At 27.8% G+C, this 24447-nt stretch carries 24 protein-coding genes; 11 read left to right on the top strand and 13 right to left on the bottom strand.

Translation table 11 applies throughout. The features are described from left to right. The first annotated feature begins 9 nt into the window (after nucleotides 1-9). From B9N70_RS00120 to B9N70_RS00105, 4 genes are read left to right on the top strand one after another with little or no spacing between them, the layout of a single operon-like run. Entirely contained in the window at nucleotides 10-1746 is a 1737-nt protein-coding gene (locus B9N70_RS00120) for an ABC transporter ATP-binding protein (protein ID WP_085113795.1), read from the top strand. Further along, the gene (locus B9N70_RS00115) at nucleotides 1747-2985 is read left to right on the top strand and encodes a 3-deoxy-D-manno-octulosonic acid transferase (protein WP_085113794.1); all 1239 of its coding nucleotides are present in this window, start codon (nucleotides 1747-1749) and stop codon (nucleotides 2983-2985) included. Then, entirely contained in the window at nucleotides 2966-3898 is a 933-nt protein-coding gene (gene lpxK, locus B9N70_RS00110; RefSeq protein WP_085113793.1) for a tetraacyldisaccharide 4'-kinase, read from the top strand. Before B9N70_RS00115 ends, lpxK begins: the two co-directional genes overlap by 20 nt. Next, nucleotides 3899-4759 (top strand): lysophospholipid acyltransferase family protein, encoded by an 861-nt coding sequence (locus B9N70_RS00105; protein ID WP_085113792.1) that lies wholly within the window; start codon nucleotides 3899-3901, stop codon nucleotides 4757-4759. Between the two features lies 1 nt (nucleotide 4760). Here the strand turns inward: B9N70_RS00105 and B9N70_RS00100 are convergent, their stop codons facing one another. Then, complete coding sequence (locus tag B9N70_RS00100) at nucleotides 4761-4952, bottom strand: DUF2093 domain-containing protein (RefSeq protein WP_085113791.1); 192 nt, start codon at nucleotides 4950-4952, stop codon at nucleotides 4761-4763. 24 nt (nucleotides 4953-4976) lie between these two features. On the opposite strand from B9N70_RS00100, the gene purD reads away from it, so the two are divergent. Further along, on the top strand, nucleotides 4977-6239 hold the full coding sequence (gene purD, locus B9N70_RS00095; protein WP_085113790.1) for a phosphoribosylamine--glycine ligase: 1263 nt from the start codon (nucleotides 4977-4979) through the stop codon (nucleotides 6237-6239). Continuing rightward, entirely contained in the window at nucleotides 6239-6802 is a 564-nt protein-coding gene (gene rsmD, locus B9N70_RS00090; RefSeq protein ID WP_085113789.1) for a 16S rRNA (guanine(966)-N(2))-methyltransferase RsmD, read from the top strand. Before purD ends, rsmD begins: the two co-directional genes overlap by 1 nt. Here the strand turns inward: rsmD and B9N70_RS00085 are convergent. The 6 genes from B9N70_RS00085 to B9N70_RS00060 are packed head-to-tail and all read right to left on the bottom strand — an operon-like array spanning nucleotide 6794 to nucleotide 13200. Continuing rightward, the gene (locus B9N70_RS00085; protein WP_231909396.1) at nucleotides 6794-7948 is read right to left on the bottom strand and encodes a glucose-6-phosphate isomerase; all 1155 of its coding nucleotides are present in this window, start codon (nucleotides 7946-7948) and stop codon (nucleotides 6794-6796) included. The genes rsmD and B9N70_RS00085 overlap by 9 nt on opposite strands. Further along, entirely contained in the window at nucleotides 7948-8268 is a 321-nt protein-coding gene (locus tag B9N70_RS00080; protein WP_085113788.1) for a DUF3035 domain-containing protein, read from the bottom strand. The genes B9N70_RS00085 and B9N70_RS00080 overlap by 1 nt, the downstream gene beginning before the upstream one ends. Further along, on the bottom strand, nucleotides 8261-8746 hold the full coding sequence (gene lspA / locus B9N70_RS00075) for a signal peptidase II (RefSeq protein WP_157101733.1): 486 nt from the start codon (nucleotides 8744-8746) through the stop codon (nucleotides 8261-8263). Before lspA ends, B9N70_RS00080 begins: the two co-directional genes overlap by 8 nt. Next, the gene (ileS, locus tag B9N70_RS00070) at nucleotides 8746-11460 is read right to left on the bottom strand and encodes an isoleucine--tRNA ligase (protein WP_085113786.1); all 2715 of its coding nucleotides are present in this window, start codon (nucleotides 11458-11460) and stop codon (nucleotides 8746-8748) included. The genes lspA and ileS overlap by 1 nt, the downstream gene beginning before the upstream one ends. Continuing rightward, a complete protein-coding gene (locus B9N70_RS00065; protein WP_085113785.1) occupies nucleotides 11460-12377 on the bottom strand; it encodes a bifunctional riboflavin kinase/FAD synthetase in 918 nt (305 codons plus the stop codon). Before B9N70_RS00065 ends, ileS begins: the two co-directional genes overlap by 1 nt. Nucleotides 12378-12381: 4 nt before the next feature. After that, nucleotides 12382-13200: a TIGR01459 family HAD-type hydrolase gene (locus B9N70_RS00060; protein ID WP_085113784.1), complete on the bottom strand. Its 819-nt coding sequence runs from the start codon at nucleotides 13198-13200 to the stop codon at nucleotides 12382-12384. A 124-nt stretch (nucleotides 13201-13324) separates the two neighbouring features. On the opposite strand from B9N70_RS00060, the gene groES reads away from it, so the two are divergent. The 3 genes from groES to typA all read left to right on the top strand — a co-directional run bounded on the left by groES (nucleotide 13325) and on the right by typA (nucleotide 17404). Continuing rightward, entirely contained in the window at nucleotides 13325-13615 is a 291-nt protein-coding gene (groES, locus tag B9N70_RS00055) for a co-chaperone GroES (RefSeq protein ID WP_085113783.1), read from the top strand. Between the two features lie 22 nt (nucleotides 13616-13637). Beyond that, nucleotides 13638-15299, top strand: coding sequence for a chaperonin GroEL (gene groL, locus B9N70_RS00050; protein ID WP_085113782.1), 1662 nt, complete (start codon nucleotides 13638-13640; stop codon nucleotides 15297-15299). A 278-nt stretch (nucleotides 15300-15577) separates the two neighbouring features. Further along, entirely contained in the window at nucleotides 15578-17404 is a 1827-nt protein-coding gene (gene typA / locus B9N70_RS00045) for a translational GTPase TypA (RefSeq protein ID WP_085113781.1), read from the top strand. On the opposite strand, the gene yczE is transcribed toward typA, so the two are convergent. Next, complete coding sequence (gene yczE / locus B9N70_RS00040) at nucleotides 17401-18048, bottom strand: membrane protein YczE (RefSeq protein ID WP_085113780.1); 648 nt, start codon at nucleotides 18046-18048, stop codon at nucleotides 17401-17403. The genes typA and yczE overlap by 4 nt on opposite strands. A 55-nt stretch (nucleotides 18049-18103) precedes the next feature. Between yczE and B9N70_RS00035 the strand changes: the two genes are divergently transcribed. Further along, a complete protein-coding gene (locus B9N70_RS00035; RefSeq protein ID WP_085113779.1) occupies nucleotides 18104-18787 on the top strand; it encodes a DUF6134 family protein in 684 nt (227 codons plus the stop codon). Nucleotide 18788: 1 nt separating this feature from the next. On the opposite strand, the gene B9N70_RS00030 is transcribed toward B9N70_RS00035, so the two are convergent. Genes B9N70_RS00030 through tldD form a run of 3 tightly spaced genes read right to left on the bottom strand, consistent with a single transcriptional unit; the run spans nucleotide 18789 to nucleotide 22483 of the window. Continuing rightward, nucleotides 18789-19757, bottom strand: coding sequence for an NAD(P)-binding protein (locus tag B9N70_RS00030; RefSeq protein ID WP_085113778.1), 969 nt, complete (start codon nucleotides 19755-19757; stop codon nucleotides 18789-18791). Beyond that, nucleotides 19754-21070 (bottom strand): TldD/PmbA family protein, encoded by a 1317-nt coding sequence (locus B9N70_RS00025; protein ID WP_085113777.1) that lies wholly within the window; start codon nucleotides 21068-21070, stop codon nucleotides 19754-19756. The genes B9N70_RS00030 and B9N70_RS00025 overlap by 4 nt, the downstream gene beginning before the upstream one ends. Continuing rightward, nucleotides 21071-22483, bottom strand: a complete 1413-nt coding sequence (gene tldD / locus B9N70_RS00020) for a metalloprotease TldD (protein ID WP_085113776.1) — start codon at nucleotides 22481-22483, stop codon at nucleotides 21071-21073. It abuts the gene before it with no gap. An 88-nt stretch (nucleotides 22484-22571) separates the two neighbouring features. On the opposite strand from tldD, the gene B9N70_RS00015 reads away from it, so the two are divergent. After that, complete coding sequence (locus B9N70_RS00015; protein ID WP_085113775.1) at nucleotides 22572-22922, top strand: DCC1-like thiol-disulfide oxidoreductase family protein; 351 nt, start codon at nucleotides 22572-22574, stop codon at nucleotides 22920-22922. Here the strand turns inward: B9N70_RS00015 and B9N70_RS00010 are convergent. Together B9N70_RS00010 and B9N70_RS00005 are read right to left on the bottom strand one after the other, a co-directional pair. Next, nucleotides 22919-23179: a hypothetical protein gene (locus tag B9N70_RS00010; RefSeq protein ID WP_231909395.1), complete on the bottom strand. Its 261-nt coding sequence runs from the start codon at nucleotides 23177-23179 to the stop codon at nucleotides 22919-22921. The genes B9N70_RS00015 and B9N70_RS00010 overlap by 4 nt on opposite strands. 57 nt (nucleotides 23180-23236) lie before the next feature. Next, a complete protein-coding gene (locus B9N70_RS00005) occupies nucleotides 23237-24349 on the bottom strand; it encodes a hypothetical protein (protein WP_445082311.1) in 1113 nt (370 codons plus the stop codon). Nucleotides 24350-24447: the final 98 nt, after the last annotated feature.

The following is a 24447-nucleotide window of genomic DNA, read 5'->3' as shown; positions in this document are numbered from 1 at the left end:
TTAAAACTAATGACAAATATAGAAATACTTAAGCGTCTGTATAATGATTATACTAAAAAATATATTTCAAAAATTTTTTTAGCATTTTTATTTACAATTGTTCTAGCAGGAAGCACATCTTCAATTGCATACTTATTAGATCCTGCAATAAAACAACTTTTCATAGAACAAAATAAAACATTAATTTTTATTTTACCAGGTCTAATAGTTTTAGCTTTTGGATTTAAAGGTGTTTCACTTTATTTTGCGAAAGTAATAATGATTAAAGTTGGAGAAAATTTTAGAAAAAAAATACAAAACGATTTATTTTCATCTTTAATTAATGCTGATACCCAATCAATTGATGAAAAACATTCAGGGGAATTTATTTCAAATATTACTCATGATGTTAATACTGTAAATGGTCTTGTAACTGTAGCCTTACTGAATCTATTTAAAGATAGCTTAACATTGATTGGATTATTATTTGTAATGTTCTATCAAAATTGGAAATTAGCATTGGTTGCATTAATTATGATACCTTTTGCAAGTTTAGCCGCAAAAATATTGGGTAAAAGAATGGGAAAAGTTACAAATCAATTAATGACTACAGCGGGAGATCTAAATTCTTACTTAATTGAAATATTTAAAAATCACAAACTAACAAAGATTTTTCAACAGGAAAAATTTGAAAAAAACAAAGCATTAGAAAAAATAGAAAATTATAAAAATAAATCTGAAAAAATACAAATTATTCTAGTTAGAAATTCGCCAATAATGGAATTTCTTACTGGTATAATGATAGCTTTATTAATTTTTATTTCTGCAAAACTAATATCTAATGGTCAACTTGAAGTAAGTAATTTTTTTTCTTTTTTAGCTGCAATGATGCTTGCCTATCAGCCAGTTAGATCCTTAGCAACTTTACACATGGAAATTCAAAGAGGCTTGTCTGGGGCAAAAAGATTATTACCAATTATTGATGATGCTCCCAAAATCAGAGAACTACCTGAAGCTAAAATTTTAAAAGTTGATCAAGGTAAAATTGATTTTTTGAATGTGGAATTTTATTATCCAAAAAATAAAACAAAAATTTTAAAAAATATAAATCTGTCTTTTCCAGGTAAAAAAATGACTGCATTAGTAGGTTTGAGTGGGGCTGGAAAATCTACCATATTAAATCTAATACCCAGATTTTACGACAAAACAAATGGTGATATTAAAATAGATAATCAATCTATATTTGGGGTTACAATTCAATCTTTAAGAAATGAAATTTCACTTGTTAGTCAAGATACTACTTTATTTGACGATACAATTAAAAATAATATTAAATATGCCAATCCTGAAGCAACTGAGACAGAAATAATTAAAGCTACTAAATATTCATATGCAAATGAATTTATAGAAAAACTGCCAGATCAATACGAAACAATTATAGGTGAAAATGGAATAAGACTATCCGGTGGTGAAAAACAAAGAATTTCTATCGCTAGGGCTTTATTAAAAAAAAGCTCAATCATACTTCTTGATGAAGCAACTTCCTCATTAGATGCAGATACTGAAGAAAAAATTCAAGACGCTATTAATTTATTAACAAAAGGTAGAACAACAATTGTAATTGCTCATAGACTTTCAACTATTCTTAATTCTGAAAAAATTTACGTAATTAATGATGGTTTGGTAATTGGTGAAGGAAAGCATAATGATTTACTTTTGTCTTCTAGTGAGTACAAAAATTTCTATGAAAAACAAATTAAAAGATAAATGATAATAATTTATAGATTTTTAATAAATCTTTTAATTATTTTTTCTCCATTAATAATCATTTACAGAATCATAATAAAAAAAGAGGATAAAAAAAGATTTATTGAAAAATTTGCTTTTTCTTCTAGACAAAGAAAAATTGGAAATCTTTATTGGTTTCATGGTGCAAGCGTAGGTGAATTAAAAAGTATTATTCCTCTATTAATTAAATTTGAGAGAGATAAAACTATCAATCAAGTTTTAGTTACATCAAATACACTAAGTTCATCAAAAATTTTAAAAAATTATAATCTAAAGAAAGTGGTTCATCAATTTTTTCCAATCGACTCTAACTTTATAATTAAAAAGTTTATTAATTATTGGAAACCAAATAAAGTTTTTTTAATTGATTCTGAAATTTGGCCAAATCTAATTTTTTTTCTTAGTAAGAAAAAAATTCCACTAATTTTATTGAATGCAAGAATTACAAACAAAACTTTTATAAGATGGCATTTTTTAAAAAAATTTTCTGAACAAATTTTTACTAAATTTAATTTGTGTCTCCCTGCTAATTTGGAAAGCAAAACATACTTAAAAGAACTTAAAGTAAAAAATTTAAAATATATTGGAAATTTAAAATTTATAAAAAATATTAGAGAAAATATTAATGATAATAAAAAATTTTCTGAATATTTAAAAACAAAAAAAGTTTGGTGTGCATCTAGCACACATGAAAATGAAGAACTTATTTGTGGGTTAGCACATAAAAATTTAAAAAAAAAATACAAGAATTTGCTTACAGTAATAATACCAAGGCATATCAATAGAGTTAGCATTATTAAAAATAATTTAGAAAAATCTGGTTTAAGAGTGCAAATTCACAAAAAAGAAAATAAAATTCAAGATGGAATTGATATCTACCTGGTAAGTTCTTATGGCGAAACAGCTTTATTTTATAATAAAATTAAGAATATTTTTATGGGTGGATCCCTTGTAAAGCATGGAGGTCAGAATCCCTTAGAGGCAATAAGATATGGGTGTCGTATCATCAACGGACCTTTTATCTCAAATTTTAAAGAAATTTATGATTATTTAAAAAAAGAAAGAATTTCTTACCAAGCTAATTCTTTAACGAAGCTCATCAAAATATTAGATAAATTTTTATCAAACAGCCTTAAAACTAACACTGTTCAAAATAAAATTAGGATTATTGGAAATGAAATATTAGAACAAACTTGTAATGAAATTAAAAAAACCTAATTTTTGGGATTTAAAAGATACTAGTTTATATTCAATTTTATTAAGCCCAATTGCAATTTTAATAAATTCTTTAAATAAAATATCAATTAAAAAAAAATATCATTCAAATAAAATATTTACAATTTGTATAGGAAATATCTATTTAGGTGGAACAGGAAAAACAACATTAAGTATTAAGATTTATAATTTACTTAAAAGAAGAGGTTTAAAAGTTTGTTTCATAAAAAAATTTTATAGTAATCAGGAAGATGAAAGAAATTTATTATCTATGAAAGGTTTTTTAATATCAAAAAAAACAAGAAAAGAAGCTTTGTTAGAAGCAATTAAAAGAGGATTTAAAATTGCTATTTTTGATGATGGACTCCAAGATAAGACAATAGAATATGATAAGAAAATCGTATGTTTTAATAATAAAAATTGGTTAGGAAATGGAAAAACAATTCCATCAGGTCCATTAAGAGAAGATATTAATTCTATTAGAAAATACGATCATGTTTTTCTAAATGGAAATTTAGAAAATCTTAAAAATATAAAAAATTTTATAAAAAAAAATATAGATCAAAAATTGAATATAAATATTGGTGAATATGTGCCAACTAATATAAAAAAGTTTAAAAAAAATAAAAGATATATTGTTTTTTCTGGTATTGGCAACCATTCAACTTTTATAGGAATGCTTAAAAAGTATAAAATGAAAATTATCAAAGACTTTGAATTTCCAGATCATTATACTTATAGTAAAGAAGATATTGCAAAATTAATAAATTTATCAAAAAAATTTCAATGTAGGCTTTTAACGACAGAGAAGGATTTTGAAAGACTTAGAAATAAAACTAATCATATTTTTAATATTATTAAAGTAGATTTAAAGCTACAAGATGAAAAAAAATTTATTAAAAAAATTTTAAATTAAGTGAAAAAGTTAAAATATTTTTTTCAGTTTATTTTTGTAATTTTTTTCTTTTTAATTTTTAAACTACTTGGAGCCAAGCTTTCTTCTTATTTATCTGGTAAACTTTTTGAACTCTTAGGGCCTTTGTTTAGATCGAAACATATTATTCATGAGAATATCCTAAGAGTCTTTCCAAATATTCAAAATAAAGAATTAAAAAATATTTCGAAAAATATGTGGAATAATTATGGAAGAGTTTTTGCTGAATATATGTTCATGGAGAAATTTAATTCAGGAAATCTTAAAGATAATATAAAAATAGAGGGTAAAGAGATTCTCAAACAACTAAAAGAAGAAAATAAAAAAGTTATTTTTGTATCAGGCCATTTTAGTAATTTCGAACTAATGGCGATGCAAATCAAAAAGCAAGGAATTAATTTATCTGCAATTTATAGGCCTTTAAATAATATCTATTTGAATCCTATTATGGAAAATATTCGAATTAAACATATTTGTGAAAAACAAATTAAAAAAGGCATAAGTGGAATGAGAGAATTAGTTTCATTAATAAAAAAAAACTACTCTGCCGCACTAATGCTAGATCAAAGAGTTTCTCAAGGTATTAAATCAAAATTTTTCAATCAAGATGCTTTTACTACGACAATCCCAGCACAAATTATTAAGAAATACAAAATGCCCGTTGTTCCTATATTTATTGAGAGAAAAGAGGATCTAAATTTTGTCATGAAGGTTTATGATCCAATTTATTTTACTGATAACCAAACCACTCCAGAAATTACAAAAAAACTAAATTCAATAATTGAAAAAATGATTATTAAAAATCCCAATGAATGGATATGGACACATAATAGATGGAAATAATTTATTTTTCTAAAATTTCTCTTTTTTTATTAGACTCTATATAAGAAAAATAAGGTTCTTGTAGTTCTACATTCCAATAGTTAAGCTTTTCTAAACTAATTGGTTTTCCAGAAATTGCACAAATAACATGATCACCATCTTCAATTATTTCAAAATTATTTGGAAGGTACTTTATTTTAGCTAATTTTTTCATAAATTTTAGTTTATATATCTTTACATGAAAATTGCAGTAATTGGAAGTGGAGGCAGAGAACATTCAATTTGTGTTAGTTTAAAAAACTCAAAAGATATAAGTGAACTATATTGTATACCAGGAAATGGGGGCACATCACTGCTAGCAAAGAATATTGAGATTGATATTGGTGATTTTGAAAAAATAAAAAACTTTATTATTGAAAATAAAATTGACTTAGTTGTTATTGGTCCTGAAAAACCCTTGGTTGATGGTTTGACCGATTATCTAGAAGGATTTGGTATAAAAGTTTTTGGGCCTAACAAAAAAGCTTCTCAATTAGAAGGTTCTAAAATATTTACAAAAAAATTATGTCAAAAGGAAAATATACCAACTGCAAAATTTGGTATTTTCAAAAATAAGGAAGATTCAATTTCCTACTTAAAAAGCTCTGAATTTCCAATTGTAATTAAAGCAGATAATATTGCAGCTGGAAAAGGTGTCTACATATCTAACAATATAACAGAGGCTGTAAATGCAATTAATGAAATATTCGATGGAAAATTTGGGGTTGCAAATAATGTTTTGATTGAAGAATTTCTTGAAGGTGAAGAAATGAGTTTTTTCATAATTACTGATGGTATAACAATAAAAGAATTTGGCACTGCTCAAGACCATAAAAGAGTTTCTGAGGGTGATAAGGGTAAAAATACAGGTGGCATGGGTTGTTACTCACCATCCAGATTAATTAGTGATGATTTAAAAAGTAAAATATTAAATCAAATAATACATCCAACTTTAAAAGCTCTAAAAAAACAAAGTATTACCTATAACGGTTTTTTGTATGCAGGCTTAATGATAAAAGACGGTAATCCATATTTAATAGAATATAACGTAAGAATGGGTGACCCTGAATGTCAGACAATATTACCGAAGTTAAAAAGTAGTTTGGCCGAGATATTTTTTTCAACTGTTAATCAAAAGTTAAATGAGGCAAATATTGAGTGGAAAGATAAAAAAAGTCTTTGTGTAGTTTTATGTTCGAATGGTTACCCCGATGATTATAAAAAAAATATTGAAATTGAAAATTTAGAACAGCTTAAATTAGACAACAATAATCTAGTATTCCATGCTGGAACTAAAATAGAAAATTATAAAACTTATGCAATAGGAGGAAGAGTTTTAAATTTCATATCTCTTGATGATAATTTTAATATCATAAAAAAGAATGTGTATTCAAATCTTGAAAAGCTTAATTGGAAAAATGGTTTTTATAGAAAAGATATAGGTTATAAAACTCAAGATTGATGAGAATAATTTCTGGTTACCTTAAAGGAAAAAAGATACTACAACCTTTAGACAAAACTACTAGACCACTTAAAGACATTACTAAAGAGGCAATATTCAATATAATAACTCATTCAAACAAGTTTTCTGTAGAACTAGATAATTCCAAAGTTTTGGATTTATTTTGTGGGGTTGGTTCATTTGGAGTGGAATGTTTATCTAGAGGAGCCAAATATGTAACATTTGTTGAAAATTATTCAAAGACACTGAATATTTTAAAACAAAATATTCAAAATTTTAAATTAAAAGATAAATGTGAAATTATTACTGATAATATTTTTGATGAAAGTTTTTTAAATAACTCAACTTTCAAATATGAAATAATTTTTTTGGATCCACCATATAAAGAAAATAAAGTCTCTCAATTACTATCAAATTTGTTTTTGAAAGAAATTCTTACTGATAATGGTATAATTATTCTCCACCGTCACAAAAAAAGTGTCGAAAACTTTCCATTAAATTTCAAAATATTAGAAGAAAAAATTTATGGATTATCAAAAGTTTATTTTGGTATTTTAAGCTAAAATTTTTTTTGTTTCTTTTTTAATCAATTCTACAGAGGGTTGGTCATAAGGATTAACACCCAAAGACTTTCCTAATAAGATTGTTTCTAAAATAAAAAAAGTAAATAATTCTCCAATAGTTCTTTCGTCTCTTTTTTTAATCTCAAAAGACCTGAATGGTAATAATTTTTTATTAAATACTCTTTCTGTTGCTTTTCTTTGAGAAAGCTTAATTTCTTGAATACTTTTATTTTTTAAAAATTTTTTTTCATTTAAAATTAGTGAATTATTTAATCTATTAATATTTTTTTCTTTAACACTAAAAAAAGTAAAAAAATTATTTGTAAAACCATCAAGATAAAGTTGCATTAAACTATGATTATCTTTTGGCATATTAGAAATTATAGGCAGAATTCCTTTACTTTTTTTTCCTAAGCTCTCTGCTACTAATTGTTGATACCAAAAAAATAAGTCTTCAGAATTTTTGTCATAATTTAAAATAATAGAATTAAATTTTTTTTTCTTTACCAAGTGAAGTATTGAAGAAACATTATTCACTAATGAACTTATAAATTTTTTATTTTTAATTAAATTATTAAATTGTTTAAAGTTTTCTACTTTTAAACCAGCTAATTCAGCTGGCAGCATTCCTACCTCTGATAAAACAGAGTATCTTCCTCCAATAAAATTATTATGGTGAATTATGTCACTTTTAAGTTTGGCTGCTAATTTATTTAGGTAATTTACTTTATTTTCTGTTACAAAAATGTTTTCATTTTTTTTGTTAATAAACAAATTTGAATTCGCTATTGTCTCTGTTGTGTTGCCACTTTTTGAGATTATTATATTTAAATATTTTTTTTTAAAATCAATTTTATCAAAACTTTCAATATTATCATGAAATGTAAATTTTTTTTTAACCTTACTAAATAAGAAACTATGAATTGCCTTAAATCCTAAAACAGAGCCGCCCATTCCTATTACTCTAAGATTTTGATACTTTGTAAGCTTCCTCAACAATAATTTTTTATAAGAATATTTATAATCTTTTTTTAATGAATTAATTATAGCATTTGAACTTTTTGTAATTTCAATTAGGTATTTTTTTATTTGAAGGTTTCTTTTTTTAAATCTAAAATTTTTGAAATTAATTCTAGAATTAATCATCAATTTTTAATTTTTTCTAAAATTGAATCCTCAAGAGTTGTTGATTTTTGAGTAGTATTTGTCTCAGTCTTGGTTTTTTTATTATCTAAAGATAATAAAGACTTAATATCAGTCTGGTCTTCATTTTCATTTACAGCTACTTCTCCAGGAATTGGCAATTCTCCAAACTCAGGTGGCATGACTAAAGGTGATTTCTTTTCAACTAAAAATTCGTCTACACTATTTTTCTTTTGCGAAGTAAATCCCTCTTTAATTGTCGAACAATTTTGTAAAAGAAAAAAAGAGAGAAATATTATTATAATAATTTGTACTTTATTCATTTTTATTTGTTTTACATTCAATTAATATCATAAAAATTACACCAAACGTTATAAATATATCTGCAATATTAAAGATAAACCAATGAAAATCTCTAACATGGAAATCTATAAAGTCTGGAACTTGTCTATAAAATATTCTGTCATAAACGTTTCCAATTGCACCACCAGCAATCATTAAATATGCAATTTTTTTAAAACCACTACTTGTAAAGGAAAGATACAAAATGATTAAAATTATTATTAAAATTAATATTGTTAGCACATTGTAAAATGCTACGCTGTTCATTGAAAAAAGACCAAAAGCAACACCTTTATTCCAAACTAGATCTAAGCTTAAAAAATTATTAAGTTTAATTTCACTTGATAGTCCGTTTAAGTTTTTTTGGACGATGTAGATTTTAGAAAATCTGTCAATTGCAAATATTAGTAATAAAACTCCTAGATTAATAATAGTTTTTTGATTTAAAAATCTTAGCATTATTGTTGATGTCTAGAACATGGATCAATGCTTATTTTCCAACATACAGGACATTTTTCTCCAGGGGCTTTTTTTGTTTCCACAAAAATATCATCAACTTCATTAAATAAAATATTCACTCTCGAGGTAATACATAATTCAGCCAAATCTACATTTTTTAATGTTTGTTGATATTTGGAATTTAGTTTTACATTTAATTCCGCCTCCAAACTTGAGCCAATTATTTTTTTTGCTCTTTGTTCCTCTATACTAATATTACAAACTTCTTTTATTTTAAGTAGCTCTTCCCATCTTTTATCTAAATCACTGTTATTAAAATTTTCAGGAAATTTTAAAAATTTTTCTAAATGAATACTATTTTTATCAAATGTTAATAATCTATAAATTTCCTCAGTTGTGAAAGATAGGATTGGAGCAAACCATTTTAAAAGTGATTCTAAGATTATATTCAGTACTGTTAGGCATGAATTTCTTTTATCTGAGTCAATTGGATCACAATACAAAGTATCTTTTCTAACATCAAAATAAAATGCTGACAAATCAACTGTACAAAAATTTAATAAATCTTTGTATAAATTATGAAAATCGTAATTTTTAAAATATTTTATAAATCTAGAGTTTAAAGTATAAATTTTGCTAAGCATGAATTGTTCAAGCTCAGGCAATAATTTAACATCTAGCTTTTCTAAATTTATTTTTGAATACTTATCATTTAAATTTCCAAGCAAAAATCTAAATGTGTTTCTGATTTTTCTGTATGAGTCAGCGTGCTGATCTAGAATAGAATAATCAATTCTTAAATCTTCTGCATAATTAGATGAAGCAACCCAAATTCTTAAAATGTCAGCACCATATTTTTTTAAAATATCCTCAGGTGCAATAACATTTCCAACTGACTTAGACATTTTTAATCCTTTACCATCAACGACAAAACCATGAGATAAAATAGACTCAAATGGTGCTCTACCTCTAGTTCCACATGATTCTAATAAAGATGAATGAAACCAACCTCGATGCTGATCTGATCCTTCTAAATACATTGATGCTGGCCACTTTAAATCATTTCTTTTTTCTAAAACAAAAGAGTGCGTTGATCCACTATCAAACCATACTTCCACGATATCACTGATTTTTTCATAATCCTCTGATTTAAATTTTGTTCCTAAGAATCTTTGAGGATCATCTGAAAACCAACAATCAGAACCTTCTTTCTCGTAAATTTTTGCGATATTTTCGTTTACTTCATCATCGACTAGTAACTCTTTAGTTTTTTTGTTTATAAAAATTGGAAGAGGAACTCCCCACACTCTTTGTCGAGAAACACACCAATCAGGTCTAGTTTCAATCATTGCTTTTAATCTTTCTTTACCTTTATTTGGGTAAAAAATTGTTTCATCAATTGACTTAAGTGCTTTATCTCTAAGTTTATGGCTATCCATAGAAATAAACCATTGTGGAGTTGCTCTATGAACCAAGGGTGCTTTAGATCTCCACGAATGTGGATAAGAATGTACTAGCTCCCCATTAGCCAAAAGTTTTTTTTGTTCTTTTAGTTTCTCAATGACAATTGAATTAGACTTAAAAATATGAAGACCTTCAAACAAGGGTACATTTTTTGTATATTTACCATCCCCATCAACTGTCTCTATAGCCTTAATTCCGTTATTTAAACAAAGGTTAAAATCATCTGGTCCATGGCTTGGTGCACAATGAACAATTCCTGTTCCTTGCTCAGTTGTGACAAACCTTGCTTCTAACATTGGAATTTCAAAATCATAACCTAATTCTAAAAATGGATGATTACATATTGTATTCTTTAATTCTTTACCTTTAAATTCTTTTATCTTTTTAAAATTTGAAATATTACAATCTTTTAAAACACTCTCTAATAGAGCTGCAGCAACTACAATTTTTTTATCCTTGAAAATACCATTTTCAATTTGAATTAATAAATAATCTAAACTTTCATTATAAGCTAGGGCTTTATTGGCTGGTATGGTCCATGGAGTTGTCGTCCATATAACTATATCGTTATCTACAAGTTCTTTTATATTTGATGACTTAACAGTGAAAGTAGCATAGATGGTATCTGATTTATGATCCTGATATTCTACTTCAGCATCTGCAAGTGCAGTCTTTTCAACAGTTGACCAAAGGACTGGCTTAAAACCTTTATACAGACTACCTTCTTTTAAAAACTTTCCAAGTTCTCTAACAATTTGAGCCTCAGCATCAAAGCTCATTGTCGAATAATAGTTATCCCAATCCCCAACTACACCTAATCTTTTAAATTGAGTTTTGTGAATTTCGATCCATTTTTCTGCAAATGATCTACATTCCTTTCTAAATTCTACTATTGGAACTTCATTTTTATTTTTTTTGTTTTTTTTATATTGTTCTTCTATTTTCCATTCGATAGGTAACCCATGGCAATCCCATCCAGGCACATAAACAGAGTCTTTTCCATCCATTTGATGAAATTTAACAATGATATCTTTAAGTATTTTATTAAGTGCAGTACCCATATGGATATTTCCATTTGCATAAGGTGGTCCATCATGAAGAATAAATTTTTCATTTCCTTTTCTAGAATTTCTAAGTTCTTTATATAAACTGATCTCATCCCAATATTTAAGAATTTCAGGTTCTCGAGCAGGAAGATTGGCCTTCATAGAAAAAGCCGTTTTTGGAAGATTTATTTGGGATTTACTCATTATATTTTTTTAGCGACTAACAAATCACTTTTAATTTGGCTTTGTAATTGCGTTGCATTCTTAAATTTTTTTTCTGCTCTTATAAATTTTAAAAACTCAACTGACAAATACTTATTATAAAGATTTCCTGAATAGTTAAATAAGTGAACCTCTAGTAACAACTTTTTTTGATTAAACGTTGGTCTATAGCCAAGATTGGCTATTCCCTTTAATTTTAATTTAATTTGTTTTTGTTCAACTCTTACTGCGTAAACACCTGGTTTTGCTAAGACATAATTCTTAATGTCAATATTGCATGTGGGAAAACCAATTTTTTTTCCAACTTTTCTGCCTTTTTCAACTTTGCCTATGATTGTCCAATTTCTCTTTAATAGTTTATTGGCTTTATCTAAATAACCTTTTTCTAGAAATCCTCTAACTAAAGTAGATGATGCAATTTTACTTTTATATTTTAATGGTTCTGGCTTTATTATTTTGTATCCGTATCTTTTTTCGTATTCAATTAGTTGTGCAACATTTCCCTCTCTCTTATTACCAAATCTAAAATTATTACTAACAAATATAAATTTTGGATTTAATTTTTTAAAAATTATCTTTTCAATAAAATCTATAGATCTTGTTTTTGAAAAACTTAAATCAAATTTTTTATTAATGATAAATTCAACTCCAAGAGTTTTTAATAAATTTTTTTTCTGTTCAAAGTTTGAAATTTTAAAATTTTTAATATTTTTATTAAAAAAAATTTTTGGCATTGGATCAAAAGTTAAAACACCAATTTTTAATTTAAATTTATCACTAAATTTTTTTGCTAAATTAAATAATTTTCTATGGCCCAAATGAATACCATCGAAATTACCAATTAAGATTATAGATTTTTTATGACTTTGATTTAAATTGAAGTTTTTATAAACTTTCATTTATTTACCACTTTAATTCACTTTGAGTAAAATTACATATTGCCTCATAATTTTTTGAAACAACATCTATACCCTTCTCTTCAATTTCTTTTTTATGAACACCGTTACTGATTAATAATGAATCATAATTTAATAAATTTGCACCTTTAATATCTGTATTTAAGTTATCTCCTATACAAAGAACTTTTTTGTTTTTATTATCGATTGATTGATTATAAACTTCTGAATACGGTTTTCCAAAGTAAGTTACTTTGCCTCCCATTTTTTCAAAAACCATTGCAACTGATCCTGCACACAATTCTCTTTTATCTCCTTTGTCCACAATTAGGTCTGGATTAGTGCATATCATTTGTTTATTAATATTTTTTTCAAATAAATCTTTATAGTAATTTAAATCTTTATCATATTTTTCAAACAATCCTGTGCATAGTAAATATTCAGAATTTTCTATACTCTGTGATTTATCTTTTTCAAATTCTTTAAACAAATCAAAATCTCTTGGTGGTCCTATGTGATAAAATTTTTTATTTGCAAAATTATTTTTTAAATAATTCAAAGAGGCTTCACCTGAACTGAATACATGATTTCTAATTTTCTCATCTAATTGCATATTCTTTAAAAAAACTCTTACAGCCTGACTTGGTCTTGGAGCATTTGTTAACAAGACATATTCTTTGCCTTCTTGCTCTAGCTCATTGAGTACTTTGACTGCTTCTTGGTGAAGACTAATTCCATTGTGAAGTACACCCCATAAATCAATATAAAAAAGGTCGTAATTTTTAGCAATTGAACTCAAGCCGTCTTTGTCTAAATTTTTAGTCATTTAAGCCATCTATAAACTAAATAACCTTATATTTCCTATATTTTTTAATTAGTATTTTTAACGAGTACCTTGAAATGGTGTGGCTAGTATCTATATGAGGGACATATTTATAAAGGAGAATTTTATGAAATTTAAACCGTTACACGATAGAGTTTTAATTGAAGTATTAGACAGCAGTGAAAAAACTGCTGGTGGAATAATCATCCCTGACACAGCACAAGAAAAACCTCAAGAAGGTAAAGTTGTTGCAGTTGGCGGTGGTGCAAAAACTGAAGATGGAAAAATAATTCCAATGGATGTTAAAGTTGGTGACAAAGTTTTATTTGGCAAATGGTCAGGAACTGAAGTCAAAATTGATGGCAAAGAATACAGCATAATGAAAGAATCAGACATTATGGGTATTTCAAGCAAATAATTTAATTTAAAGGAGAAATATAATGGCAAAAGTAATTAAATTTGATGCTGAAGCAAGAGCAGCAATGATGAGAGGTGTTAACATCTTAGCTGATACGGTAAAAGTTACGTTGGGACCAAAAGGTAGAAATGTAGTAATGGACAAATCTTATGGTGCTCCAAGAATAACTAAAGATGGTGTTTCAGTAGCTAAAGAAATTGATCTAGAAGATAAATTTGAGAACATGGGTGCTCAGATGGTTAAAGAAGTTGCTAGTAAAACAAATGATGAAGCTGGTGACGGTACAACTACTGCAACAATTTTAGCTCAAGCTATAGTTAAAGAAGGTGTAAAATATGTTACAGCAGGCATGAATCCAATGGATGTTAAACGAGGGATTGATGCGGCAGTAGAAGTTGTAAAAGAAAATCTTGTTTCCTCTGCGAAGAAAGTAAAAGACAGTGATGAGATTGCACAAGTAGGAACTATTTCTGCAAATGGTGACAAAGAAATTGGAACTATGATTGCAAAAGCGATGCAAAAAGTTGGAAATGAAGGTGTAATCACAGTTGAAGAAAATAAAGGTATTGAAACTGAATTAGATGTTGTTGAAGGTATGCAGTTTGACAGAGGTTATCTATCTCCATACTTTATCACTAACAGTGATAAAATGACTACAGAGTTAGAAAATCCTTTTATTCTTTTACATGAGAAAAAATTGACTAACTTACAACCAATGGTTCCTCTTTTAGAGGCAGTTGTTCAAGCTGGCAGACCATTAATGATTATCTCTGAAGATGTTGAAGGTGAAGCACTAGCGACACTTGTTGTAAACAAACTTAGAGGTGGTTTGAAAGTTGTAGCTGTTAAAGCTCCTGGATTTGGTGATAGAAGAAAAGCTATGCTTGAAGATATCGCTATCTTAACAGGTGGTCAGGTAATTTCTGAGGACTTAGGAATTAAACTTGAAAATGTTAAACTTGAGGATCTTGGCTCTTGTAAAAAAGTTAAGGTTGATAAAGATAACAGCACAATTGTTAACGGAAGTGGTAAAAAATCTGATATCGAGGCTAGATGCTCTTCAATCAAACAACAAATTGATGAAACAACATCTGACTACGATAAAGAAAAACTTCAAGAGAGACTTGCTAAACTAGCAGGTGGAGTTGCAGTAATCAAAGTTGGTGGTGCAACTGAAGTTGAAGTTAAAGAAAGAAAAGATAGAGTTGAAGATGCTTTAAATGCAACAAGAGCTGCTGTTGAGGAAGGTATTGTAACAGGTGGTGGATGTGCATTGTTATATGCTGCTCAAGAGCTAAGTAAGGTCAAAGTTAAAGGTGATGACCAAAAAGCTGGTGTTGAGTTAGTTAGAAAAGCACTTGAGGCTCCTATCAGACAAATTACTAAAAATGCTGGTGTAGATGGTTCAGTTGTAGTTGGTAAATTGTTAGAGCAAAACAAGAAAACACATGGTTATGATGCTCAGAGTGAAGAGTATTGCGATATGTTTTCAAAAGGTATCATAGACCCAGTTAAGGTTGTGAGAACTGCTCTACAAGACGCTGCTTCTATTTCTGGATTATTAGTAACCACAGAAGCTATGATCGCTGACAAGCCAGAAGAAAAAGATGCTGCAGGCGGAATGCCTGGTGGTATGCCTGGAGGAATGGGCGGCATGGGTGGTATGGGTGGAATGGGAATGTAATCCCCTACTATCAAACAAAAATTTAAAAGGCCATCTTTATGATGGCCTTTTTTTTTGGAATTAATAAAATAAACTTATGTCAAAAAGATATAGTGGAAAATCATTTAAAGATTCTAGTGTAAAAAAACAGCCAAAATTAAGTTTAAAAGAAAAAAGAAGAATCAAAAAAGAAAAGCAAAAAAAATCAAATTGAACACAAAATAACAAATAAAAGTGAGGTTATTGTGGTTTTTTTTAAGTTTCCAAAGCTTTTTATTTCTATATAACGGCGACAATTTATGAGCCAAGAAATAAGAAATATTACGATTATTGCCCATGTTGATCATGGGAAGACAACTTTAATAGATAACCTCATGAAACAAAGTGGGTCTTTCAGAGAGAATGAGGTAGTAGATGAGAGACTAATGGACTCTGGTGAATTAGAAAAAGAGAGAGGAATTACTATTCTTGCAAAACCTGCATCAATCAATTGGAAAAATTCTAGAATAAATATTATTGATACTCCTGGTCACAGAGATTTTGCTGCGGAAGTTGAGAGGGTTTTAAGTATGGCTGACGGTGCTTTACTTTTAATAGACTCTGCAGAAGGTGTGATGCCTCAAACTAAATTTGTATTAGCTAAAGCTTTAAAGCAAGGCTTGAAGCCAATAGTTGTTATTAATAAATTAGATAAAGCTGATCAAAGAGCAAATGAAGTTTTGGATGAAACTTTCGATTTATTTGTAAGTTTAGATGCAAATGAAGAACAATTAGATTTTCCAGTGCTTTATGCTAGTGGTAGATCAGGTTGGGCGGATAAGGAAGTTGATGGACCAAGAGAAAATTTAAACCCTCTTTTAGATCAAATTATAGATCATGTTAAACCAGCAGAGTTGGATAAATCTAAACCATTTGCGATGCTATCAACATTGTTATATTCAGATAGTTTTTTAGGTAGAAGTTTAGTTGGGAGAATTAATCAAGGAACTGCAAAAGCAAATCAAGCTATTAAAGCAATCGACTTAGAAGGTAATAAAGTTGATGAGGGAAGATTAACTAAAATATTTAGATATGAAGGAACAAAAAAAGTACCTATAGAAGTAGGTGAAGCAGGTGACATTGTCGTTATTGCTGGCCTAGAAAAAGCGAACGTTGCAGATACCATATGTGATTTAGAAGTTAATGATCCAATACCAGCAACACCAATTGATCCACCTACAATGTCTATTACGATTACTGTCAATACTTCTCCACTAGCGGGCACAGAGGGTAAAAAACTAACAAGTACACAAATTAGAGATAGATTGCTTCAAGAAGCACAGAATAATGTTGGTATCTCTTTTTCTGAAAATGATGGAAATGACTCATTCGTAGTAAGTGGTAGAGGTGAATTAATGTTGGAGATTTTGCTTACTCAAATGAGAAGAGAAGGATTTGAAATGACAGTAAGTCCTCCAAAAGTATTATTCGAAAAAGATGATGCTGGAAATAGATTAGAGCCAATTGAAGAAATCACTGTAGACATTGATGATGAATATTCATCAAAAGTAATAGATTCAATGAATAGAAGAAAAGGTAAGCTAATTGATCTTAAAGATACTGGAAAAGACAAAAAGAGACTTATTTTTCATGCACCAACAAGAGGGTTGATGGGTTACACAAGTCGATTTTTAACTCTTACAAAAGGTAACGGGGTCATAAATAGAATTTTTCATGGCTATGGTGCTTATGAAGGGGATATGGAAGGTAGAAGAAATGGCGCTTTGATTGCAATGGAACAAGGCAAAGCTGTTGCTTTTGCAATTTTTAACCTACAGGCAAGAGGTGAAATGTTCGTAACACACAATGATCCGGTTTATGCAGGTATGATTGTAGGCTTATCTCCTAAGCCTGGTGATATGATTATTAATGTCATGAAGGGTAAAAAATTAACTAATATGAGAACTCAAGGTACTGATGAAAATGTTGTACTTACGCCTGTTAGAAAAATGTCTATTGCAGAACAATTAAGTATGCTTAATACTGACGAAGCATTAGAAATTACACCCACTTCTTGTAGATTGAGAAAAGCAATTTTAGATCCACACGAAAGAAAAAGAAGTGAAAAATCAAGCGCTGCAGCTTAATTAAATAATTTATCAACCAAATATAACCCTAAGGCTACACAAGGGCCAATACCAATGGCAAACAATAAGGTTCCAATGCCTACTATGCCACCTAAATACCATCCAATAGTTACAACTGTTATTTCTAATAATGCTCTTACAAGAGCAATAGGTAAATTTGTTTTTTTTTGAAGACCAATCATTAAACCATCTCTTGGTCCGGGTCCCAAGTTTGCAACTAAATAAATACCACCGCCAATACCAACTAATACCACTGAACAAATTGCTAAGATTAATTGATAAATAAAGTCTGACGGTGTTGGAACAAACTTAATACAAAGATCTATCATTACAGAAATTATTAATGCATTTAAAATTGTTCCGATCCCAGGTTTTTGATCTAAAAAAATCCAAAGAAATAAAACACCAATACTAATGAGAAAAGTGATTGTGCCAATTGATAAATCTACATTTAATGAAATTCCTTGAGCCAATACACTCCATGGTGACGCTCCAGTAAAAGAAACTATTAATAACCCCTCTCCTAAGCCAAATAAAGTTAATCCAAAACATAAATAAAAAAATGTTGAGATTTTTGGTTTAAAATTTAATGGTTTTTCTGAACTCCACCAAACGTATGGTACATTTTTAATTTTAAGGAACATATTGTTGAATACTTTATCTATATAAAATAATAAGCTTTATATTCAAAATTACTATATGAAAAAAATCTATTTAACTTTTGTTGTCTTATTTTCGTTATCTACTAATTCTTTTGGTCATATAGATCACTACAATGATTTTAACAAGTTAGAGATGGAAATTTTGAGAAATAATAAAGTAATTGGCTATAACTTTTATTTTTTTAAGAGAAATGGCAAAGAAACAATTGTTACAAATCAAATACAATTTAAAGTAAAACTTTTAGGGACCACAATATTTAAAGTTGAGGGCTATGCTGAAGAAAAATATTTAGAAGATCAATTGATATCTTTTAATTCTAAAACGAAACAAAATGATAAAGAAAAATTTGTAAATTTATCATTCAATAAAGAAAATAAAGAATTTGAAATAGAAGGCTCATCATATACTGGAAAAGGATCTTTAGATAACGTAATTGGAAGTTGGTGGAACCATAAAATTTTACAAGCAACTAGTCAAATAAGTCCTGTATCTGGAAGTGTTAAAGAACAAGTCGTAACCTTTATAAAAAAAGAAAAAATAGAACAGTATGGAAAAATCTATAATACTGATCACTTTAAATTAAGATCTAAAGATATGAATATTTCTAAGGATAAAAGACTAGATTTTGATATCTGGTATGACAGCAAAACAGGTAAAATAATTAGAGTTTCTTATAATCGAATGGGTAATTGGGAATATAGATTAAAAAATTACGATTAAATTATTTTATCTTTTTATATAAATCCATCGCACTAATCCAACCAGACTCGAACCTTGGACCCACAAACCAATCACCACATGCTCCAATTTTTAATGATGAATTCCAATAACTATTAATCTTTGGAGGCATGGAATTAGATGAATATTTCCACCCATGATTAATTATGTCTTGAGGTTTAATTTTTTTTATTTGCAAAAGATCGAAAAATCTTTTGATTAAAATTTGAGAATTTTTATCTTTATTGATTTTGTTATTGTTAATCTGCTTATTTGCCCATTTATATGTGCTTTGTAACGTCCATAAATTCTTATTACTTTTAAATCTTTTTTTTGTATTTTCATTAGCAGCCCATCCTAAAATTGGATCATCAAAAAAATAACTGCTAACTATACTAATTTTTTTATTAATAGAAATCATAACCGTTATATTTGCATCCATCTTTATTCTTTGCTTAAGGAATGAATGGTGAATAATTTTTTTAGTAAGTTTTTTTAATTGAGGAAACGGACATGTTAAAATTAAATTTGAATATTGTTTTTTGTCTCCATCAGGAAATGACAAAACCCATTTTTTATTTTTTTTCTCAATTTTTTTTAATTCTTTATGAAAATGACAATTAATATTTTTTAAAAGATACTTGCTAATATCGTTGTTACCTTTAACTCCAATAATTTTAACATGTTTTTTATCCTCTTTTTTTTGAGTATTTAAAAATAAATGTCTTCCACCCCAATTTTTTAAAACTTTTTTTTTAATTAATTGATTAACAAATCTTTTAAACTTTTGGCTTTTTGGTGAAATATATTGCGTTCCATGATCAAAGCCTATTTTATCTTTTAATCTTTTAAATGAAGATCGACCACCTGGACCTCTAGCTTTATCGTAAAGATCAACTGAATATTTTTTATTTAGAAGATTTGCAATTGTTGAGCCCGAGACACCTGACCCAATTACACAAAAATCTTTCATTTGCCTGCAACAACCATTCCTTCTACCATTGCAGTGGGTGAATTAGTTGAGAACTGAAATTCTAGATCATTTGCTAATGTTAAATTATTAAACATTTCTTTAAAATTTCCAGCTATAGTAAATTCATTAATTGGATATTTAAATTCACCATTTTCAATTAAAAATCCAGCTGCACCTACTGAATAATCACCTGTAACTAAATTTGTTCCATGACCAATTGTTTCAGTAACATAAATCATTTTCGAATGAGATTTCAAAAGATCATTAAAACTTAGTTTTCCATTTTCAAAAAAAAGATTTGAAGTTCCTCCACATCTTCCATTTGATTTAAGGTTAAGTTTTTTTCCATTGTAAGTATCAATTAAATAAGATTTTAGGCTACCATTCTCTACGAGTTTTAAGGTTTCTGTTTCTACTCCTTCAGAGTCAAAAGGCCTTGATCCTAAACCTTTTGGAATATCGGGTTGATCTATAATATTAATAGTTGGTGAAAAAATTTGTTCATTTAATTTATCTTTTAAAAAAGAAGTTCCCCTTGAAATAGCTGAACTATTAATTGCTCCTGCAAAAGTGCTCAACAAACTGCTCGCAATTCTTTTGTCAAAAATTATATTAATCTTTTCACTACCAATTTTTTTAGGATTAAGTTTTTTAATTGTTTTTTCTCTAGTCTCTTTTCCTAATTTACTTGATGATTTAATATCAGATAAAAAGCATTTTGAAGTATAATCATAATCTCTTTCCATACTTTTATCATCTTTTGCAACCGCTACACATGAAGCAGTAAATGATGAGGTTTTGTAACCATCACAAAATCCATCTGAAGTTGCTAGGATAAAATTTGATTTATTTTCAGTAAAACCTGACTCTGTATTAACTATTTTTTTGTTTTCTGAAGTGACTGTCTCTAGTTCTATTAAGTATTCAATTTTTTCATCATTCTCAATATGAGACTCATCATATAAATTTAGATCTTTTACACTTTTTGCTAATAGTTTTTTATCTGGCAGCCCATTGAATTCATCCTCCGGGGTTATTTTTGTAGTTTCAATGCATTTTTCAATTAAAGTTTTTAAATTCTCGCCTAATAAATTTGAAGAAGAGATGGATGATTTTTTTTTATCAATGTAGGCTGTGATGCTTACTCCTAAATTATCTGATCTATTTGACTCATCTAAAATTTTATTTCTAAAACTTACAGATTCTGAAATTGAATGACCAACGCTTACACTTGCAGATGTTGCTCCTAGTTTTTTTGCTAAGTCCAAACAATAAGACGCCTTATTTTTTAAATATTCTTGACCTTTAATCATTTAAAGTTTGGTTCCACCCACAGTCATCTTATCAATTAAAATTGAAGGTTGTGCTACTCCAACAGGCACTCCTTGTCCGGCTTTACCACATGTTCCAATGCCTGGATCTAACATCATATCATTTCCTACCATTGACACTTCTTTTAGTATTGATGGACCATCTCCAATTAAAGTTGCTCCTTTTATTGGTGATCCAATTTTACCATCAATAATTTCATATGCTTCAGTACAATTAAAAACAAACTTACCAGAAGTAATATCTACTTGCCCTCCTCCAAAACTAACTGCAAATATCCCTTTATCAACTGAACTAATCATTTCATCTTGAGTATTTTTACCACTCAACATCATTGTATTTCTCATTCTTGGGAGGACTACATGTTTATAACTCTCACGTCTTCCATTACCTGTTGATTTTGTTTTCATCAATCTTGCATTGAGTCTGTCTTGCATAAAATTTTTTAATATTCCATTTTCAATTAAAACCGTTCTTTCGGTTGGTGTTCCTTCATCATCAATTGTTAAGCTGCCTCTTCTCTTATCAAGAGTACCATCATCGACAATAGTAACTCCTTCGCTTGCAACCCTCTGCCCCATTAAATCGTGAAAAGCTGATGTTTTTTTTCTGTTAAAATCACCCTCTAAACCATGGCCAATTGCTTCATGAATTAAAATTGCAGGCCAACCTGGTCCTAAAACAACCTTCATTTCTCCAGCAGGAGCAGGCTTGCTCTCTAAATTAACAGAAGCTATTCTATATGCTTCATCACAAACATTTTTCCAATTTTCATTATCTAAATAAGAGTCATATGACTGCCTTCCACCAATTCCATATACACCTGTTTCTTTTCTTCCATTTTTTTCAAGCATGACTGAAACATTGAATCTAACAAGTGGTCTTACATCTGTGATTGACTGACCTCCTAATCGTATAATTTCAATTGATTTTTGTTCGCCTGAGAAACTAGTAGTAACTTGTTTCACATTTGTATCTTTTGATCTCAAGTAATCATTTACTTTATTTAAAACTTCTAGTTTTGACTTTAAATTTTTTTCTTCAATTGGATTAATATCATTATAAAATTTTTTGTTAGTTTTGGGTATTTCTTGATTATAGGTACCGTTAGAAGATTTCAGTGTAGATTTTAAATTTCTAGAAGATTGATTCAAAGAATTTTTAGAAATTTCATTAGAATGAGAATAAGCAACAATTTCTCCTGAAATTGCTCTGAAACCAAAGCCTAAATCTGAACTGTAGTTGGAACTTTTAATTTTATTATCATCCAACATAATACTTTCTGATTTAGAGTCCTCAAAATACAGCTCACCATCATCACATTTATTTAAAGTATCTGAAACTATATTTTCAGCATCTTTTCTTGTTAAATCTGTTTTTTCGAAGAAATTACTCACGAGATGTACATAATGAGTTTAATTTGAATTTCAACTAGAGTTATTAACTCATATACATAGCTATTAATATTTAATATTGTCTCAAATTATGAAAGTTTATTTCAATAACTCATGTAAGATATGTAAAGCAGAAATTGATCTTTATAAAAAAGAAAAGATTGATGAGATTAATTGGGTTGATATCACTAATAATGATCAAGCTAAGATTGAAACAAAAAAAGATTCAAAAGAATTATTAAGAAGATTGCATGTTGAGAAAAATGGTCAAATTTTCAGTGGAGCAAAAGCATTTTTATTAGTTTGGAAAAATATTCCAAAATATAAATTTCTATATTCAATTTTTAGCCTGCCAATAATTTTTCAAATTTTTTCCATTGGATATGAGATAATTGCATTTTTTTTATATCTGAAAAATAAAAAACAAATAAAAATTAACTAAAGAATTAAAATTAAAAATTTACTCAACCAAGACATAAAAGATACAAACATAATTAAAAAAATTGAATACATTAAAGTAACTAATTTATTTTTTTTTCTTCTAAGTCTTACAAAATCCTTATCATCTAAATCAGAATAATCCCTTTCCCCAACTACTTGATAATCGTACGTCCATCTCCAAGTACTATCTCCAAGTCTAGCATCAAGACTATTTACATAGGATATCCATGCCAAGACATATTTAAAAATTAAATACATTATTATTAAAAAAATAGTGCCAAAAAACATGATTAATTTTACAATTAATCTAAAAAACTAGTTAGTATTTTTTTCTCTCTTTTTAGCAATTAATTGGGTGAGCGCATCAACCATTGTATCTGAAGCTTTAAAAATCTCGTTATTTTTAAACTCGTGTGAAATATTTTTTTCTGGATTTGTTTTATCCTCAATAACTATTCCTTCATCAGGAGAATTATTTTTTATATAAATTAGTAATAACCATTCTTCATCAACTGCCTCGTCCCATTTTACAAAAATTTCACCAGTTTCAAATCTCCTATCAATACATCTTAAAATGGACATATGGCGAGTAATATGTCTTTTATTTAATTGAAATACTAAACTACTTGCGCTTCTATAAAAACTTTCAAGAGCAAATTCAATTTTTTGTCTTGCAATAGTATATTCTTTTTCTTTTTGTAATAATGTTTCTCTATCTTCATCTCCTTGGATCTTGACACCTAATGCCTCTACTCTCTCTCTAATTTTTTGATCTCTTATAATTCGATATTTCTCTTTTAATTTTTCAATTCTCTCTTGTAATCCAGCGTAATCTTCTCTTTTTTCTTTAAGGGATATTTTTTCTAATTTCTCTAGTTCTTTTACTTCTCTAATTCTAAATCTTTCAATTTGTTTTTCTAATTTTAATTGTTGTAAAAACTGTTTTTGCTTTTCAGCTTGTTCAATTCTTATGAGTGCCTGCTCTTTTCTTAAAAAAAGCTTGATATCTCTATTTCTTTGTTTTTCTAATCTTATTTCATCTTTGAGAGCTTGTTCCTTAATCTTAATTTTTAGTTTTTCTTCCTCTTCTTTTTCTTTTTGAAAATTTATTTTTTCTAAACGCTCTTTTTCAATTTGTTCTAATTTTAATTTTCTCTTTTGATCTTGTTTTACAATTTTGTATCTTTCAATTGTTTCTGAAATTTTATCAAAAAAAGATTGAATGTATTTTTCTAAATTAAAGTTTAGATTAAATTTGAAGTTTGGCTTCAACGATAGTTGAAATTTTATAATCTTAGTAATTAAATCCTCTTTAACTCTTTTTTGAACCTTTAATATTTTTCTTTGCTTTGCTTTTTTTGAAACTTTAATTTTTTTCGCTTTTGGATTTATTTTTTTTTTAAATCTATTTTTAGTTTTAGTTTTAATAATCTTGACATTTAATTTTTTAATCTTTTTTGGAAAATTTGCTTTTCTTTTCCTTCTTTCTTTAGATTTATTTTTTGATAATTTTTTTTTTTTTTTTT

Source organism: Candidatus Pelagibacter sp. HIMB1321, assembly GCF_900177485.1.
In the GTDB taxonomy this organism is placed as follows: domain Bacteria; phylum Pseudomonadota; class Alphaproteobacteria; order Pelagibacterales; family Pelagibacteraceae; genus Pelagibacter.
Note: the sequence above shows the minus strand (reverse complement) of the source record. Positions and strands in the feature narration are given on the sequence as shown.

Bases quoted from the DNA above. Each gene is read 5' to 3' on its own strand.
- lspA (WP_157101733.1), bottom strand. From the start codon at position 8,746: ATGCTAAGATTTTTAAATCAAAAAACTATTATTAATCTAGGAGTTTTA.
- B9N70_RS00115 (WP_085113794.1), top strand. From the start codon at position 1,747: ATGATAATAATTTATAGATTTTTAATAAATCTTTTAATTATTTTTTCT.
- B9N70_RS00010 (WP_231909395.1), bottom strand. From the start codon at position 23,179: ATGTATTTAATTTTTAAATATGTCTTGGCATGGATATCCTATGTAAAT.
- purD (WP_085113790.1), top strand. From the start codon at position 4,977: ATGAAAATTGCAGTAATTGGAAGTGGAGGCAGAGAACATTCAATTTGT.
- typA (WP_085113781.1), top strand. From the start codon at position 15,578: ATGAGCCAAGAAATAAGAAATATTACGATTATTGCCCATGTTGATCAT.
- B9N70_RS00080 (WP_085113788.1), bottom strand. From the start codon at position 8,268: ATGAATAAAGTACAAATTATTATAATAATATTTCTCTCTTTTTTTCTT.
- B9N70_RS00100 (WP_085113791.1), bottom strand. From the start codon at position 4,952: ATGAAAAAATTAGCTAAAATAAAGTACCTTCCAAATAATTTTGAAATA.
- B9N70_RS00085 (WP_231909396.1), bottom strand. From the start codon at position 7,948: ATGATTAATTCTAGAATTAATTTCAAAAATTTTAGATTTAAAAAAAGA.
- B9N70_RS00025 (WP_085113777.1), bottom strand. From the start codon at position 21,070: ATGATTAAAGGTCAAGAATATTTAAAAAATAAGGCGTCTTATTGTTTG.
- lpxK (WP_085113793.1), top strand. From the start codon at position 2,966: ATGAAATTAAAAAAACCTAATTTTTGGGATTTAAAAGATACTAGTTTA.
- rsmD (WP_085113789.1), top strand. From the start codon at position 6,239: ATGAGAATAATTTCTGGTTACCTTAAAGGAAAAAAGATACTACAACCT.
- B9N70_RS00060 (WP_085113784.1), bottom strand. From the start codon at position 13,200: ATGACTAAAAATTTAGACAAAGACGGCTTGAGTTCAATTGCTAAAAAT.
- groL (WP_085113782.1), top strand. From the start codon at position 13,638: ATGGCAAAAGTAATTAAATTTGATGCTGAAGCAAGAGCAGCAATGATG.
- B9N70_RS00065 (WP_085113785.1), bottom strand. From the start codon at position 12,377: ATGAAAGTTTATAAAAACTTCAATTTAAATCAAAGTCATAAAAAATCT.
- B9N70_RS00035 (WP_085113779.1), top strand. From the start codon at position 18,104: ATGAAAAAAATCTATTTAACTTTTGTTGTCTTATTTTCGTTATCTACT.
- B9N70_RS00030 (WP_085113778.1), bottom strand. From the start codon at position 19,757: ATGAAAGATTTTTGTGTAATTGGGTCAGGTGTCTCGGGCTCAACAATT.
- ileS (WP_085113786.1), bottom strand. From the start codon at position 11,460: ATGAGTAAATCCCAAATAAATCTTCCAAAAACGGCTTTTTCTATGAAG.
- yczE (WP_085113780.1), bottom strand. From the start codon at position 18,048: ATGTTCCTTAAAATTAAAAATGTACCATACGTTTGGTGGAGTTCAGAA.
- groES (WP_085113783.1), top strand. From the start codon at position 13,325: ATGAAATTTAAACCGTTACACGATAGAGTTTTAATTGAAGTATTAGAC.
- B9N70_RS00015 (WP_085113775.1), top strand. From the start codon at position 22,572: ATGAAAGTTTATTTCAATAACTCATGTAAGATATGTAAAGCAGAAATT.
- B9N70_RS00120 (WP_085113795.1), top strand. From the start codon at position 10: ATGACAAATATAGAAATACTTAAGCGTCTGTATAATGATTATACTAAA.